At 55.8% G+C, this 16,047-nt stretch carries 11 protein-coding genes and 5 tRNA genes; 12 read left to right on the top strand and 4 right to left on the bottom strand.

Annotation, left to right across the window (positions count from 1 at the left end; genetic code table 11):
* Positions 1–74 precede the first annotated feature (74 nt).
* The 3 genes from putA to earP form a co-directional block, all read right to left on the bottom strand.
* Positions 75–3,911 carry a trifunctional transcriptional regulator/proline dehydrogenase/L-glutamate gamma-semialdehyde dehydrogenase gene (gene putA / locus IB213_RS15890; protein WP_192407776.1) on the bottom strand — a complete coding sequence of 1,279 codons (3,837 nt, stop codon included), beginning with the start codon at positions 3,909–3,911 and terminating at the stop codon, positions 75–77.
* A gap of 343 nt (positions 3,912–4,254) precedes the next feature.
* Positions 4,255–4,809: an elongation factor P gene (gene efp / locus IB213_RS15885; RefSeq protein ID WP_191721362.1), complete on the bottom strand. Its 555-nt coding sequence runs from the start codon at positions 4,807–4,809 to the stop codon at positions 4,255–4,257.
* Positions 4,810–4,969: 160 nt separating this feature from the next.
* A complete protein-coding gene (earP, locus tag IB213_RS15880) occupies positions 4,970–6,073 on the bottom strand; it encodes an elongation factor P maturation arginine rhamnosyltransferase EarP (RefSeq protein ID WP_192407774.1) in 1,104 nt (367 codons plus the stop codon).
* Between the two features lie 195 nt (positions 6,074–6,268).
* On the opposite strand from earP, the gene uvrC reads away from it, so the two are divergent.
* The 9 genes from uvrC (at position 6,269) to IB213_RS15835 (ending at position 12,181) form a co-directional block, all read left to right on the top strand.
* Entirely contained in the window at positions 6,269–8,212 is a 1,944-nt protein-coding gene (gene uvrC, locus IB213_RS15875) for an excinuclease ABC subunit UvrC (RefSeq protein ID WP_192407772.1), read from the top strand.
* Between the two features lie 75 nt (positions 8,213–8,287).
* A complete protein-coding gene (pgsA, locus tag IB213_RS15870; RefSeq protein WP_191721365.1) occupies positions 8,288–8,857 on the top strand; it encodes a CDP-diacylglycerol--glycerol-3-phosphate 3-phosphatidyltransferase in 570 nt (189 codons plus the stop codon).
* Between the two features lie 288 nt (positions 8,858–9,145).
* On the top strand, positions 9,146–9,418 hold the full coding sequence (locus IB213_RS15865; protein ID WP_182327378.1) for an HU family DNA-binding protein: 273 nt from the start codon (positions 9,146–9,148) through the stop codon (positions 9,416–9,418).
* A 17-nt stretch (positions 9,419–9,435) separates the two neighbouring features.
* A tRNA-Val gene (locus IB213_RS15860) sits at positions 9,436–9,511 on the top strand.
* A gap of 55 nt (positions 9,512–9,566) precedes the next feature.
* Positions 9,567–9,642, top strand: a tRNA-Val gene (locus IB213_RS15855).
* A gap of 53 nt (positions 9,643–9,695) precedes the next feature.
* Positions 9,696–9,771, top strand: a tRNA-Val gene (locus IB213_RS15850).
* Between the two features lie 241 nt (positions 9,772–10,012).
* Positions 10,013–11,914, top strand: a complete 1,902-nt coding sequence (locus tag IB213_RS15845) for a SurA N-terminal domain-containing protein (protein ID WP_192407770.1) — start codon at positions 10,013–10,015, stop codon at positions 11,912–11,914.
* 65 nt (positions 11,915–11,979) lie between these two features.
* Positions 11,980–12,055 (top strand) — tRNA-His (locus IB213_RS15840).
* 50 nt (positions 12,056–12,105) lie between these two features.
* Positions 12,106–12,181, top strand: a tRNA-His gene (locus IB213_RS15835).
* Between the two features lie 431 nt (positions 12,182–12,612).
* On the opposite strand, the gene bfr is transcribed toward IB213_RS15835, so the two are convergent.
* Positions 12,613–13,089 (bottom strand): bacterioferritin, encoded by a 477-nt coding sequence (bfr, locus tag IB213_RS15830; protein WP_192407767.1) that lies wholly within the window; start codon positions 13,087–13,089, stop codon positions 12,613–12,615.
* A gap of 187 nt (positions 13,090–13,276) precedes the next feature.
* On the opposite strand from bfr, the gene lgt reads away from it, so the two are divergent.
* From lgt to IB213_RS15815, 3 genes are all read left to right on the top strand, one after another.
* On the top strand, positions 13,277–14,089 hold the full coding sequence (gene lgt, locus IB213_RS15825) for a prolipoprotein diacylglyceryl transferase (RefSeq protein ID WP_192407765.1): 813 nt from the start codon (positions 13,277–13,279) through the stop codon (positions 14,087–14,089).
* 92 nt (positions 14,090–14,181) lie between these two features.
* On the top strand, positions 14,182–15,162 hold the full coding sequence (locus tag IB213_RS15820) for a tripartite tricarboxylate transporter substrate binding protein (protein ID WP_192407763.1): 981 nt from the start codon (positions 14,182–14,184) through the stop codon (positions 15,160–15,162).
* Positions 15,159–15,935, top strand: a complete 777-nt coding sequence (locus IB213_RS15815; RefSeq protein ID WP_192407761.1) for an enoyl-CoA hydratase/isomerase family protein — start codon at positions 15,159–15,161, stop codon at positions 15,933–15,935. Before IB213_RS15820 ends, IB213_RS15815 begins: the two co-directional genes overlap by 4 nt.
* Positions 15,936–16,047 lie beyond the last annotated feature (112 nt).

Here is a 16,047-nt window from a genome sequence, read left to right as displayed (position 1 = left end):
GCTCCTAGGGTTGGAAATGAGAGGTCAGAGGGAAAAAGGGACTTTAGAAAGCTGTAGTGGCAAAAGGAATGGGGCTAACCCACCATCATCAGGCTGGCGTTACCACCGGCTGCGGTGGTATTGGTGCTGATGCTGACCTCTCGCAGCAAACGCTCATGGCGGTAGCGCTCGCCACTGCGAATGTCTTCTGTGGTCAGGCCCTGAACCAGCAGCAGGGGGCCGGGGCGTGCGCTGAACTGCTGCTGCAGGGGAAGCAGGGCATCGGTGTCGATTTCCGCCAGCGCGGCCTGCAATGGCAGCTGTGCAATCTCGGCCTCGGTGGCCCATTGCAATGCAGCGTTTTGTGCAGCAGGTGTTTGCTGCTGCCATTGCATGACCAGTGCCCGCAGGCTGTCGCTGTCTTGCAGCAACAGGGCGTTGCCGGTGGCGTGACATGCCTGCCACTGCGCGTGCAGCCCTTCAACGGTGGTGGGCATGCACCAGATAAGGCCGCGTGCAAGCAGCAGGTATTGATTGATCTCGCCAGTGGGGCCATCCAGCATGACGTGCTGGTCAGCGGCAATGGCCAAAGCTTGCGTGCCGCGCGCAGTGCTGATGGGCAGCTGCGACAGCTCGGGCGCTTGCGCCAGCAGTCGGAACAGATACAGCGGGCCACCGGCTTTGGGGCCGGTGCCAGACAGCCCTTCACCGCCAAACGGCTGTACGCCCACGACGGCACCCACAACGTTGCGGTTGACGTAAATATTGCCAGCGTGGATACGGCCAGAGACGTGGGCCACGGTTTCATCAAGGCGCGTGTGCACACCGAACGTTAAGCCAAAGCCCAGGCGGTTGATTTCCTCCAGGAGGGCATCCAGGTCCTTGCGGGCATAGCGCAGCACGTGCAGCACGGGGCCAAACACTTCGCGGCTCAGGTCCTGTACACGGCTCACTTCAATCAGCGTGGGTGCGACAAAGTGGCCGTGGCGGCATTCTGCGGGCAGCTCCAGGCGCGTCACCCGGTGGCCCTGACTGCGCATGGTGTCGACATAGGCTTCGATATCTGCCTTGGCCTGCGCGTCAATCACGGGGCCTACATCGGTGGCCAGCTGGTCGGGGTTGCCAACGCGCAGCTCTTGCATGGCGCCGCGCAGCATGTGCAGCACGTGGCCGGCACTGTCATCTTGCAGGCACAGCAGGCGCAGTGCTGAGCAGCGCTGGCCCGCAGAGTCATAGGCGGACATCAGCACATCGCCCACCACTTGCTCGGACAGTGCGGACGAGTCCACCACCATGGCGTTGATGCCGCCGGTTTCTGCAATCAGTGGCACCGGCTTGCCGTGGCTGCCCAGGCGCTCAGAGAGTGTGCGGTGAATGTGCTGCGCCACAGGGTGCGAGCCCGTAAACACCACGGCTTCTGTAGCCGGATGGGCCACCAGGGCCTGGCCAACGGTCTCGCCGTCCCCGGGCAGCAGTTGCAGCGCATGCTCTGGAATGCCTGCCTGGTGCAGCATGGCCACAGCTTGGGCAGCGATCAAATTGGTCTGCTCTGCCGGTTTGGCAATCACCACATTGCCGGCTGCCAGCGCAGCAGCCACTTGGCCGGCAAAGATGGCCAGCGGAAAATTCCAGGGGCTGATGCACACCACCACGCCCAAGGGGCGGTGGCTGTCGTTGTTCAGGTGCTGCTCGGCCTGCTGCGCGTAATAGCGCAGAAAGTCAATGGCCTCGCGCACTTCAGAAATCGCATTGGGCAAGGTCTTGCCCGCTTCGCGGCACAGCAAACCCATCAACGGCTGCAGTTGCGCCTGCATGCTATCGGCAGCGCGTTGCAGGGCTTGCGCGCGGGCATTGACCGGCGTGGCTTGCCAGATGGGGGCCGCGTGCTGGGCCTGTGCCATGGCCAGCGCCACTTCTGCATGGCCTGCCATGCGCACCTCGCCCAGTACATCGCTGGCATTGGATGGGTTGTGAATGGCTTGTGCGCTCAGGTGCGCAGCGTTGGCGGGCTGGGCTGTCAGCGGTGCCACGCTGCCCAGCAGCGCGGCCGACAAAGAGGCCAGGCGCTGCTCGTTGCTCAGATCGACGCCCGCTGAGTTGCTGCGCGCCTGCGCGGCATACAAATCAGCAGGGGCAGGAATGCGATCATGCGGGCGGCCCAGCGGGGTCAGCGCCTGGGCTGCGGCCACGGGGTCTGCCACCAATTGCTCGATGGCCACGGTTTCATCCCCAATTTGGTGAACAAAAGAGCTGTTGGCACCGTTCTCCAGCAAGCGGCGCACCAGGTAGGCCAGCAAGGTCTCGTGCGTGCCTACGGGTGCATAAATGCGGCAGGGGCGTGCCAGCTTGCCGTTGGCTGTATCGCCCACCACCTCTTCGTACAGGCCTTCGCCCATGCCGTGCAGGCATTGAAACTCGTACTGACCCCGGTAGTAGTTGTTGCCAGCCATGTGGTAAATGCTGGCCAGTGTGTGGGCGTTGTGCGTGGCGAACTGCGCAAAGATGGCCTCCGGTGCACCCAGCAGCTTGCGGGCGCAGGCCAGATACGACACATCGGTGTGCAGCTTGCGCGTGAACACGGGGTAGTCTTCCAGCCCGTCCACCTGGGCACGCTTGATTTCGCTGTCCCAGTACGCGCCTTTGACCAGACGCACCATCAGGCGGTGCTTGCTTCGGCGGGCCAGATCAATGATCCAGTCCAGCACGGCATACGCACGGCGCTGGTAGGCCTGCACCACAAAGCCAATACCGTTCCAGCCTGCCAGTGATGGGGCAAAGCACAGCTGCTCCAGCAGATCGAAAGAGATTTCCAGACGGTCTGCTTCTTCAGCGTCAATGTTCAGGCCAATGTCGTAGTGGCGTGCCAGTTCAGCCAGCTTGAGCAGACGCGGAAACAGCTCTTGCATCACACGATCACGCTGGGAACGGCTGTAGCGGGGGTGCAGGGCCGACAGCTTGATGGAGATGCCCGGGCCTTCGTAAATGCCACGGCCTTGTGAAGCCTGGCCAATGGCATGAATGGCCTGCTCGTACGACTGCAGGTAGCGTGCGGCATCTTCTTCGGTGGTCGCGGCCTCGCCCAGCATGTCGTAGGAGTAGCGAAAACCTTTTTCTTCCAGCTTGCGGCTGTTGGCCAGTGCGGCGGCAATGGTCTGCCCGGTGACAAACTGCTCGCCCATCATGCGCATGGCGGTGTTGACACCCTGGCGAATCAGGGGCTCACCCCCTTTGGCAATCAGGCGACTGAGCGCAGAGCCCAGCTTTTGCTCGCTGTGCACGCTGACCAGCTTGCCGGTAATCATCAAGCCCCAGGTGGCCGCGTTGACGAAGAGGGAAGGGGAGTCGGTGTGCGACTTCCAGTCGCCCTTGCTGACCTTGTCGCGAATCAGTGCATCGCGTGTGGCACGGTCTGGAATGCGCAGCAAGGCTTCAGCCAGACACATCAGGGCCACGCCTTCCTGGCTGGAGAGCGAGTACTCCTGCACCAGCGCTTCGACGCCCGACGTCTTTTTGTGACGTTTTTCGCGCAAGGCCTGTACCAGGCGAGCAGCCAGTGCGTGCACGTCCGCGGGGTGGGTGCTGGTGGCAGGTGCCATCAGCAAGGGCAGGCACTCGGTTTCAGGGCGGCGGTAGGCGGCAGTAATGGCCGCGCGCAGCACGCTTTGTGCTTGCACATCTTGGGCCAGTGCGTAAAACGGTGCATAGGCTTGACCGCCGTCAGGCATTTGCTCGGGTTCTGCAGCATCGCCCTGGCTGGTGCTGCCCAGGTACTGCAGCTCAGGCAGTGGTTTACCTTGTTCAATCGCTTCCAGGTAACTTTGCAGCGCTTGCTTGTGCAACCAATGCGGCGTGCAGCCCAATTGCAGGGCTGCAGCCTTGAGTCTGTCCCGCATCAACTCGTCTACCTTGATGCCAATGGTCGTTGTCGCCATAACCGCCTAGCTCCTGAAGAAGAACCTGTGCCTATTGCAAAGTGGCGCGATTCTAAAAAGATGCAACCCAAACAGATATTGGGGTTTACCTGTTTCCGGATTGGTGCAACCGCATCAATCGGGTGGGTTAACTGCAGGAAGCGTGCCAGGGGCGGGTGGAGAATGGTGTAGATAAAAAGAGAGCTGCTATCGCTTATTAGATAACGATTTCAATATGTTTTGTATCTAAAAGATAGCACTGGTAAGCGTTATGCGCTCTTATTTTTTTATATCAGGCAATAAAAAAGGCTTCCCGCAGGAAGCCTTTTTTCAATGGTGGGCAGCGGCAGGCGCTGCACGGCCATTACACGCGCTTGCGGTATTCGCCAGTGCGGGTGTCGATTTCGATCTTGTCTTCCTGGGCCACGAACAAAGGCACAGCCACTTCAAAGCCGGTAGCAATCTTGGCAGGCTTGAGCACCTTGCCGGAAGTGTCGCCCTTGACGGCTGGCTCAGTCCAGGTGATTTCGCGCACCACAGTGGTGGGCAGCTCGCAGGAGATGGCCTTGCCGTCATAGAACACGACTTCAGCTTCCATGCCGTCTTCCAGGTAGTTGATGGCGTCGCCCATGTTGGCGGCTTCCACTTCGTACTGGTTGAACTCGGAGTCCATCCACACGTACATGGGGTCCGCGAAGTAGGAGTAAGTGCAGTCCTTCTTTTCCAGGATCACGTTGTCGATCTTGTCATCGGCCTTGAACACGTTTTCTGTGCCGAAGTTGCCGATCAGGGACTTGAGCTTCATGCGCACAGTGGCTGCACCGCGGCCGCCACGAGCGTATTCGGTCTTCAGAACGATCATGGGGTCCTTGCCGTGCATGATCACGTTGCCGGCACGGATTTCTTGTGCGATTTTCATAGCTTGCTTAGCTGGTTGGGTTGAAGCCGCTCAACACAGCAGGCAAGCATGTCGCTTTTGAAAGCGTAAAAGCCTGCCGCATGTTCCGCGGCGGGAGCCGTCCAAAACGCCGTAGCTGCACACGTGGGTGGCAGCCGATCAGGAGGGCAAAACCGAGATTTTAGCTTTTTTCTGCCACAAACTGTTGTAGCTGTGCGATCAAGTCGTTTTGTGTCAGTAATTTTTCTCGTGCTTGCAGGGCGCAGGCACGCCATTCCTGCAGTAATGCAGGGGTGATTGTGGGCAGTGTGGCAGCATCTGTCAGGCCGTTCCAGGCATGGTGAAAGCTGCGCAAACTGGCAGGAGCCTGCAGCCAGTCCAAAAAAGCATCGAGCTTGGCATGGTGGGCGTTGTCATCTTGCGGGTAGATATGCCAGACAAAGGGCTGGCCCGCCCACAGTGCCCGGACCAGTGAATCTTCCCCGCGCACCAGATTCAAATCACAGGCCCACAGCATCTCGTCAAAAGCCACTTGCGTGCGTACGGGTAAATAGACGGGATGCAGGCGCTGGGCACTGTCCAGAGCCTTGACGGCAGCCGCAGCACGCCCCGGCGTGACCAGCAAACGTGGCGCGAACCCGGGGCTGGGGGTGGCCAGTTGCTGCAGCAGCGCGGGCAGCGCGGGTGGTTCGTAGCAAAACAGTGAAATGGCATGGTCATCACTGCGCACGTCATGCTGTGCGCGCCATGTGATGCGGTCAAAGTTGGCCTGTCGGGTGTGCAGCTGTTGCTCGCGTATCAAACCGCCTGTGCGGGCGGTAAACCCCGGATAGAAGAACCAGCGGGTCATGCCTGCAGCGGGCCCGGACATGATCAGCGAGGGCAGGCGGTGACAGCGCTCTACATAGTCTTCGGCAGACAGATACTCCAAATTCACCAGCACAGGCAGGCGTGCTCCCACTGCCTGGCATTGCGCATGGCGCTGTGCCAAAGCATGCAGATAAGGTGCAGGCGCTTCACAGCCAAATGCTTCAATGACGACATCAGCGTGCGTGTCGGCGTCGGTTGCTGCGTCATAAGGCAGGATGCAGACATTCTGTGCACCCTGTGGCGCCATCCATGCCAGAGCCGATGCATCGTCAGTGCGCAGCCTGACGTAGGCGCCACGTGCGCCCAGCTCTGCCGCAAGACGCCAGCACACACCAATATCTCCATAGTTGTCGATCACCTGACAAAAAATATCCCAGCGCTGGGCGGGCATGAAGCGGGGTGTTGCAGTGGGCATGGCTGTGTCAAAAAGATCCGCAATAGTGCGGGCGGGCGATGGTAGCGCAGGCGGGTCAGTGCACGAGGCTGTGCGTGATTGCTGCAGACGCGGCATTTGTGTGCATAACAAAGACCGCTGGCGCAGGCAGCTATTTATTTGAAATAGCACAAAGCGTTTTTGTGCGGGCTTTGCACAAGACGCCACAATGCGTGCATGTCTTTTGCTGAGCATTCTCCTGAAATATTGGCCCAGGTTGCGGCTTTGCCGTCGCTGCCTGGCGTGTATCGCTATTTCGATGCGGCCGACCAGCTGCTGTACGTGGGCAAGGCGCGCAATCTCAAGCGTCGCGTCAGCAGCTATTTTCAGAAAGACCATGGCGGCACGCGCATTGGGCACATGGTCAGCAAAATTGCCAGTCTGCAGACCACGGTAGTGCGCTCAGAGGCTGAGGCGCTGCTGCTGGAAAACAACCTCATCAAAACCCAGCACCCCAAGTACAACATTCTGTTTCGGGATGACAAAAGTTATCCCTATCTCAAGTTGACCGGTGTGTCGGTGCGCGATGGCGATGCAAGCGCCCCCCCGGGCCAGCGCTTTCCGCGCATAGCGTATTACCGCGGCAGTACCGACAAGAAGCACCGTTACTTTGGTCCTTACCCCAGTGCATGGGCAGTCAAGGAAAGCATTCAACTGCTGCAAAAAGTATTCAGGCTGCGCACCTGTGAAGACACGGTGTTTGCCAACCGTTCTCGTCCTTGCTTGCTCTATCAAATCAAGCGCTGCTCTGCCCCTTGTGTCAATCACATCAGCCCACAGGACTACGCCACCGATGTGCGCAACGCCGAGGCCATGCTGCGCGGTGAAACGCAGGAGTTGCTGCAGCAAATGGAGGCCCGCATGATGGCGCATGCGCAAAAGCAGGAGTATGAAAAAGCGGCAGAAATCCGCAATCAAATGTCAGCCCTGTCCACAGTGCTGCACCAGCAGGCGATTGAAACCACCAGCGATAAAGATGTCGACATCCTGGCCGTCAAGGTGCAAGGTGGACGCGCTTGCGTGAATCTGGCCATGGTGCGCGGTGGCCGGCATCTGGGTGACCGCGCGTACTTTCCTTCTCAACTGGACGATGCCATGGGTGTTTACCAGCTGGAGGACGAGGTGCTGCAGCAATCGGTAGAGGTACGTGTGCTGGAGGCCTTCTTGGCGCAGCACTACATTGATGTGCCCATCCCGCCTGTGCTGGTCATGAGTGAGTCAGTCGATGTGCTGTTGATTCAGGCGCTGTCAGCCCAGGCTGGCTACAAGATCACGGCGGTGCAGCAACCCCGTGAGCAGCGTCGCATCTGGCTGGAGATGGCAGAGCAAAATGCCGCCATTCAGCTGGCACGTTTGCTGGCCGAAGAGGGCTCGCAGCAGGCGCGTACGCGCGCACTGGCCGAGGCACTGGATTTGCCGCAGGAACGCCTGGATGAACTCACGATCGAGTGCTTTGACATTTCGCACACGGCAGGTGAGAGCACACAGGCTTCGTGCGTGGTGTTTCACCACCACAAGATGCAAAACAGCGAATATCGCCGCTTCAACATCACAGGCATTACCCCAGGAGATGACTATGCCGCCATGCGCCAGGTGCTGACGCGGCGTTACCAGCCTGTGGCAGAAGCCTTGCAGGCCGCCGGCGGTGCAGAGCCTGAGCGCGGTGCACCCCGTTTGCCTGATCTGGTCTTGGTGGACGGAGGTAAGGGGCAGGTCAGCATGGCGCGCGAAGTATTTACCCAGCTGGGGCTGGACTTGTCCCGGATTGCGGGTGTCGAAAAAGGTGAAGGCCGCAAAGTCGGCCTGGAAGAGCTGGTGTTTGCCGATGGCCGACCGAAAGTCTATTTGGGGCACGACTCGGCAGCCTTGATGCTGATTGCCCAGATTCGTGACGAGGCACACCGGTTTGCCATTACGGGCATGCGTGCACAGCGCGCCAAGGTGCGTACAGGGCAAAGCACTCTGGAGGACATTGCAGGTGTCGGCCCCAAGCGTCGCGCCCGCTTGTTGCAGCGATTTGGCGGGGTGCGTGGTGTGACCAACGCCAGCATTGAAGATCTGATGACGGTAGACGGTATTTCTGCCAGTTTGGCCGATGATATTTACCGCGCATTGCACTGATGCTTGGCTACCTACGCAGTTTTACCAAGTGCACGCTTGCGTTCAAAGTGCGTCAGGCGTGACACAATCGCGCCCATGTTCTTCACCATTCCCACCTTGATGACCTGGACGCGCATTGTCGCGATCCCCTTGATCGTCGGGGTGTTCTACGCGCCATTCCCGCCCGAAACCCGCAACCTGATTGCGGCGTTGATGTTCATCGTCTTTGCGGCGACAGACTGGCTGGATGGCTTTTTAGCGCGGCGCTTGAACCAGACTTCCTCGTTTGGAGCCTTTCTGGATCCTGTGGCAGACAAGTTTCTGGTGTGCGCTTCGTTGCTGGTGCTGGTGCATTTGCAGCGTGCCGATGTATTTGTGGCGTTGATCATCATTGGCCGCGAAATCGCAATCTCTGCTTTGCGTGAATGGATGGCACAGATTGGCGCCAGCAAGAGTGTGGCTGTGCACATGCTGGGCAAGCTCAAGACGACGGTGCAAATGGTGGCAATTCCCTTCATGTTGTATGACGGCGTATTGTTTGGCGTAGTGGATACCCGCTTGTGGGGGCAAATCCTGATTTGGATTGCCGCTGTGCTGACCGTTTGGTCCATGGTGTATTACTTGCAAAAAGCAATTCCAGAGATTCGCAGCCGCGTCAAGCACTAGCTCGCATCGCACAACGCAAGAGCGCCAAGGACACACCTTTGGCGCTTTTTTGTTGCCTCTATCTGCAGGGCCGTGTAAAAAGTGAACGCTTGCCGCAGATGAAGCGGTAGATGCATTTGTCAATGCGGAAAGTCACTTCGCGCAAAAGCGGTAAAAAAATCGCTTTTTCGTCAAAATGCCTGGCAAACCTGACTAGAATCTCGCCTAACGCTGACAAGCACCATGCGGTGTTGAGTTTCCAACTCTGTCACAAAGGCGCTCCAACAACCATTTCTCGAGAGGCATCTTGTGAATAAGACTGAACTGATTGAGCACATTGCTAATAACGCCGACATCTCCAAAGCTGCTGCAGCTCGCGCGCTGGAGTCGACGATTGATGCAGTGAAGAAAACCCTCAAAAAGGGCGGTACAGTTTCTTTGGTAGGTTTTGGTACTTTTGCAGTTGGCAAGCGTGCTGCACGCACTGGCCGTAATCCACGTACCGGTGATGCCATCAAGATCAAAGCAGCTAAGGTGCCTAAATTCCGTCCAGGTAAGGCACTGAAAGACGCTTTGAACTGATCAAGGTTTTAACAGTGGGGTGCTTAGCTCAGTTGGTAGAGCGGCGCCCTTACAAGGCGTAGGTCAGCGGTTCGACCCCGTTAGCACCCACCACTTCCCACTGTAAAAAGCATATAGAGTGATCTAGATGCTTTTTTTATTTCACAGCGGGTGCTTAGCTCAGTTGGTAGAGCGGCGCCCTTACAAGGCGTAGGTCAGCGGTTCGACCCCGTTAGCACCCACCATTCGCTGTGTGAACATTCTGGCAATCGGATGTTCTGTTTTTTTAGATTGCAGTGGGTGCTTAGCTCAGTTGGTAGAGCGGCGCCCTTACAAGGCGTAGGTCAGCGGTTCGACCCCGTTAGCACCCACCACTTCAATCCCCAAAAGCACCTTTGGCATAAGCCGAGGTGCTTTTTTGTTGTCTATTTGCAGTCTGTGATCGCTGCTACGCAGAGTTGATGCAACTGCTGAATGCATGGAAGGGTTGAGCAGGTAGAATCTTTGAGTTTCCTTATTTGGTTTGCGTGCTGCAAAACGTTTGCGTCTGCGCTATTCCATTAAAAAGGCGAGCGTGGGTTCGCCTTTTTTTATGTATCCTCAGAAAGATTGACTATGCTCGAATCAATCCGCAAGCACTCCAAGTTCGTCATGATCTTGCTGTTCTTGCTGATCATTCCCTCGTTCATTTTTGTCGGTATCGACCAGAGTTACTTCTCGGGCTCCAGCCCGACAGTTGCGCGTGTTGATGGGCAAGACATTACCCAAAATGACTGGGACAACACGCATCGCTACGAGAGTGACCGGCTGCGTGCAGAAAACCCAGGAATGGATTCCAAGCTATTGGACTCGCCAGAAGCGCGCTATGCCAGCTTGGAGCGGATGGTGCGTGACCGGGTATTCCAGATCGCTGCACAGAAGATGCACCTGGTGACCAGTGATGCAGCGCTGGCGCGCACACTGCAGGGCATTCCTGCGATTGCCAGTTTGCGCAAAGCTGATGGCAGTTTGGATGCGGATGGATACCGTGCTTTGCTGGCTGCTCAGGGCATGACGCCAGAAGGTTACGAGGCTTCGCTGCGCCGTGATATGTCCTTGGGGCAGGTCGTTGGCAATGTGATGAATACTGCATTGGCAACCCCCGTGGTGGTGAATGCTGCGATGGACGCTTTTTTGCAGCGTCGCGAAATTCAAGTCGCACAATTCATGGCCAAGGATTTCGTGGGCCAGGTCAAGGTGAGCGATGAGGATCTGAAGGCTTATTACCAGGCGCATCTGGCGAAGTTTCAGCAGTCAGAGCAAGCGAAGGTGGAGTACGTGGTCTTGGATTTGAAGACGGTGCGTGACGGCATCGAGCTCAATGAATCTGATCTGCAGACCTACTACAAAGAAAATGCAGCCCGTTTGGCGGGTGGCCAAGAAGAGCGTCGAGCCAGTCATATTTTGGTAAACGCTCCTAAGAGCATGCCTGCGGCTGAGCGTGAGGCAGCCAAAGCCAAAGCGCAAGCCATCTACGACAAGGTCAAGGCCAACCCTGCCAGTTTTGCCGAAGTTGCAAAAACCGAGTCCCAGGACACGGGCTCTGCAGCGCAGGGTGGCGATTTGGGATTCTTTGCACGTGGTGCCATGGTTCCTGAGTTTGAGCAGGCAGCCTTTTCTATGGAAAAGGGCGCCATCAGCGCGGTTGTGGAGTCGGAGTTTGGATTCCACATCATTGAACTGACAGATGTGAAGCAGCCTCCTGTTCCAAGTTTTGCATCGGTACGCGAAAAGATTGCAAATGATCTCAAGGATCAGCAGGCGCAACGTAAATTTGCCGAAGTTGCCGAGGTGTTTGCTAATACGGTGTATGAGCAAGCGGAAAGTCTGCAGCCTGCGGTAGAGAAGCTGGGCCTGAAGTTGCAAACTGTGGATGGCGTTACGCGTGAGCCGCGTCCTGATGCCCAAGGGCCTCTGGCCAGTCAGGCTTTCCTGGATGCTTTGTTCTCCGCAGACAGTATTGACAACAAGCGCAATACCGACGCAATTGACCTGGGTGCCAACCAAATGGTCGCTGGCCGTGTAGTCAGCTATCAACCCACGAAGCAGCTGTCATTTGATGAAGTGACAGAGCGCGTGAAAACTTTGTATGTGGACCAGCAGGCCGTCGTACTGGCGCGTGAAGCTGGTGAAGCCAAGCTCAAAGAGTGGCGCGCTGATCCAGCCAAGGCGCAAGGGCTGCTGCCAGCCGTCGTAGTTGCGCGTGACAATCCATTGGGCATGCCGCGTCAGGTGCTGGATGCAGCGTTGCAAGCTAAAACCGATGCTTTGCCTGCTTGGGAAGGTGTTGGTCTGGGTGATGCAGGGTATGCCATCGTGAAAGTGAATAAAATTCTGCCCTCCACGGACAGAAGTGCTGATTCAGCCCGCCAAGCCTCGCTGCAGTATGTACAATTGATAAGTACTGCAGAGGGCGCTGCTTACTATGAATTGCTCAAGAAGAAATTCAAGGTTCAGTTCAAGGTTCCGCGCCCCTGAGTGAAAAAATCATAGCTGGTTCCCATAAGGGGTAAATAAACCAGCTATAATAATAATCTCTTCCGGTGGCTGTAGCTCAGTTGGTAGAGTCCAGGATTGTGATTCCTGTTGTCGTGGGTTCGAGCCCCATCAGCCACCCCAGTTTAAGTGTCCAGGTCGCTTTTTAAAGCGGGCTAGATGCACAAGTTACGGCGGTCATAGCTCAGTTGGTAGAGCCCCGGATTGTGATTCCGGTTGTCGTGGGTTCGAGCCCCATTGATCGCCCCATAAAAAAGCCCTAGCAGCAATGCTGGGGCTTTTTGCTTTTCCACAGCAGGTTCATTGTTGGTATGTGGCTTGGGATAGCTGCTCACCCCCCGAATGGGCTATGGATGCCTTGCAACTTTTCACCCTGCACAGTACGGAATTTTTTCTCCTGCGATGCAGTTCGGCGAGGCATTCTGCGGGCTCATGCTGCATGCAATCCCAGTGAACTATGGCGATGCATTCCTGCAAAAACACACTGCAAGCCTCCGTTGTGCTTTTGATGATGAGAGCGTGATCTCTGAGTCGCGTGTGAAATGCGTTGGTCACGGCTGCTTGCAGCCGGATCGCTAAACATGCATGCCGACTTGACATTGATGCGCAGCCCCGGTGGTGCTGCGCAGGCGACTTGCACACAGTAAAAACTTGCCACTGATTTTTACTGTGTGCACTGATTAGGCGATGGAGCCTATTTGAGATTGCAGGTAGTTGGCTAGACCCATCATGCGAATAAGCCCAAGTTGCTTTTCTAGCCAGTAGGTGTGGTCTTCTTCGGTATCTTTAAGCTGCGCCAGCAACAAATCTCGCGATTGGAAATCATGGTGTTTTTCGCATAGCACCATGGCATTGCGCAGATTGTCACGCACCTGGTACTCCACAGCCAAGTCTTTTTGCAGCATTTCTTCGACGGTATTGCCCGCCGTAAATGGGTGTGGGCGCATATCAGGCTTGCCGCCTAAAAATAGGATACGGCGCAAGATCATGTCCGCATGAGAGGTTTCCTCTGCCATTTCATGATCGATGCGCTGATACAAGCGCATAAAGCCTTGATCTTCATATTGGCGGGAATGGATGAAGTACTGATCGCGGGCCGCCAACTCGCCGCGCAACAATTCGTTCAGGCAGGTGATGACTTCAGGATGACCTTGCATAGTTCTGTTTTCTTATGGGTAGCTGAAGCCACAAGTATGGTGGGGTGTTTGGTTTACTCCAAATTGCAGATTTATAAACCCTAGCCTGCCGCATTGCATGCATGCGAAACGCAGAATCATTCGCGATTGGTTCTTTATGGCACGCATGTGTCATCGCGGTGTTACCGGCTGCGGCACAATGCATAGCATGCTGATGTACCCACAGATTGATCCCGTAGCCCTGCAGTTGGGGCCGATTGCCATCCATTGGTATGGCTTGACATATTTGGCCGCCTTTGGCTTGTTCATGTGGCTGGGCATATGCAGGTTAAAGCATCCTCCTTTCAATCGTTTGCAAGGCAATGCTGCGTGGACGCGCAGGGATGTAGAAGACTTGCTGTTTCAAGGCGTAATCGGCGTGATTGTGGGGGGGCGCTTAGGCTATTGCCTGTTTTACAAGCCTGCTTACTACCTGAGTCATCCTTTAGAGGTGTTCGCAGTGTGGGAAGGTGGAATGAGCTTTCACGGTGGCTTGTTGGGCGTGATCGGGGCTATGTGCTGGTTTGCCTATTCGCGCAAACGCTCGTGGCTGTCGGTTGTGGACTTTGTCGCGCCGTGTGTGCCCACAGGTTTGGCTGCAGGGCGTATTGGTAACTTTATCAACGGTGAGCTGTGGGGGCGTTTCTCGAACCCTGATTTGCCCTGGGGGATGGTCTTTCCACAAAGCGGCTCAATGCTGCCGCGCCATCCTTCGCAGATTTATCAGTTTTTACTGGAAGGCGTTTTACTCTTCTTGCTGCTATGGATATACGCGCGAAAGGAGCATAGGCCAGGTCAGGTTGCTGCTGCATTCTTGATCGGCTACGGGAGCTTCCGCTTTATCGCAGAGTACTTCCGGGAGCCTGATGCATACCTGGGTATCCTGTCTATGGGTATGAGCATGGGTCAGTGGCTGTGCATTCCGATGATTGTGGGTGGTGCAATGATGTGGATATGGGCACAACGACGTTCAGCGGTGTAAAGGCGAGGTTCTGGTCAAAATAATAGAAAGAAAGTGAGCCCTGCGTGTTAGATCGGCGTGCTTATTTGCAATGCTTGGCCACACTGGCGGCCATGCCGCCCGTTTGGGCACAAAGCGTCAATGGCGCAAGGCCCTCCTTAAATGCATGGCCAAACAAACCAGTTAATTTGATTGTTCCTTTTCCTGCTGGCGGGCCCAGTGCTATTTTGGCAAAGCAGTTGGCGCAGTCATTTGAGCGCAAGACGCAGCAGCCGCTGCGTTTGATATATCAAAGTGGTGCTGGAGGGGTGCAAGGTGCAAACTTTGCGTCAAAAGCTGCGGCAAACGGACAAAATTTATTGCTTGGTGGCAGCTATTTGGCCGTGGCACGTGCACTGACCAGCAAAGATGAGTTTGATTTTATTGATGACTTGCGGCCACTGGCCATGGTGGCGGCCGTTCAGCAAGTAATTTTGGTTAATCCAGCACGCATGCGCTCGCGCACAGCCATGGAGCTGCTTTCAGATTTAAGTCGTAAGCCCGCACGCTATCGTATGGCGACTGCTGGCATTGGCTCGTCTAGCCATATTTCTTCCGAAATCTTGAAACATCAAGAATCCTTGCATTTTGAGTTCGTCCATTTCCGTGGGGCAGGCCCGGCCCTGCAGGATTTGCTTGTGGGCTCCGTGGATATGATGATTGATGGCCTCGTTTCCTGTTTGCCACATATTCGCAGCGGTCGCCTAAAACCACTGATGATCACGGGAACTCAGCGTGCCAATGTTTTGCCAGATGTGCCATGTGCGCAAGAGCTCGGTGTTCATTCCCTTGAGAGAGTGACATGGTATGGATTATTTGCACCGCAGCAATTATCTGATGCGCAAGCTGCCACTATGGTGGATGTTTTTGAGCGTATGGGCAGCGACGCGGTGATGTCTTCCAATTTCGAGGCGATGGGCATCCGGTGGGGGGGGGTGTATGGTGACGCTTTTACTGCGCTGGTAAAACAAGACACGATGCAATGGGCTCAGCGTCTGAAAAGTATGGGGCTGACGAATCTTTTTTATAAAAACTCTGAAGAGGCTGGCGCATGAGTGGAGAAATCACTATTGAGCCATGGTCACAGATTCAGGGTGAGGATGCGGGGATATTCAGTGTTGAAATAGTCAATCCTGAAAAATTAAATGCTATGACGCGCAAAATGTGGCGTCAATTGAAAGCTATATTCGAGGATATTCAGAAAAACCACATGGCACGCTGCATCGTCGTTCAAAGCCATGGAGGAAATTTTTGCGCGGGAGGTGATATTGCGGAATATCCCGCATTTCGATTTGACCCTGATAGTCTGGCTGCATTTCATGAAGAAGACGTATGGGGGGGCTTGAATGCCATGCTGTCCTGTGATGTGCCGATTGTGGCAAGCATTGCTGGGGTTTGTATGGGGGCAGGCGTTGAAATTGCCAGTTGCTGCGATGTGCGATGGGTTTCAGAAAATGCTAGCTTTGGTGCCCCGATTGCTAAGCTGGGTTTTCCTATGGCACCCAAAGAGCTGCATTTGGTCGCTTCTGCTGTGGGAGCGCATACTGCAAAACGCATGCTACTGGAGGCGGCAGTGTTCTCTGCCCAAGACATGGCCGCGACGGGATGGTGCGCACAGCCTTTACCGGCGCTTCGATTGCACGAACGGGTGGAAGGCGTGGCAAGGCGCATTGCAAGTTTGTCACCACAAGCGGCGCGTTTGAATAAACAGGCTATGCGAAGTCTGTCCCTTAATGAAGCTGTACCTGCTCCTTATGCTTACGCTGCGTCGGCAGAACACTGCGAAGGCGTGACGGCATTTATTCAAAAGCGCTCAGCGAATTTTTGAGCATCGGATGTATTTTTTTGCTTGTGTGAAAAATAAATGTCGTTGTGGTTGAATTTATTTTCACAAGAATGGTATTAATTTCGTGTAATTTTTGTAATAGAGATTCTGCGAA

It is taken from the genome of Comamonas sp. CMM02 (assembly GCF_014851485.1).
GTDB classification, from domain to species: Bacteria; Pseudomonadota; Gammaproteobacteria; order Burkholderiales; family Burkholderiaceae_C; genus Comamonas; species Comamonas avium.
The sequence above is the reverse complement of the archived record's forward strand: the minus strand, read 5'-3'. Positions and strand labels throughout refer to the sequence as shown.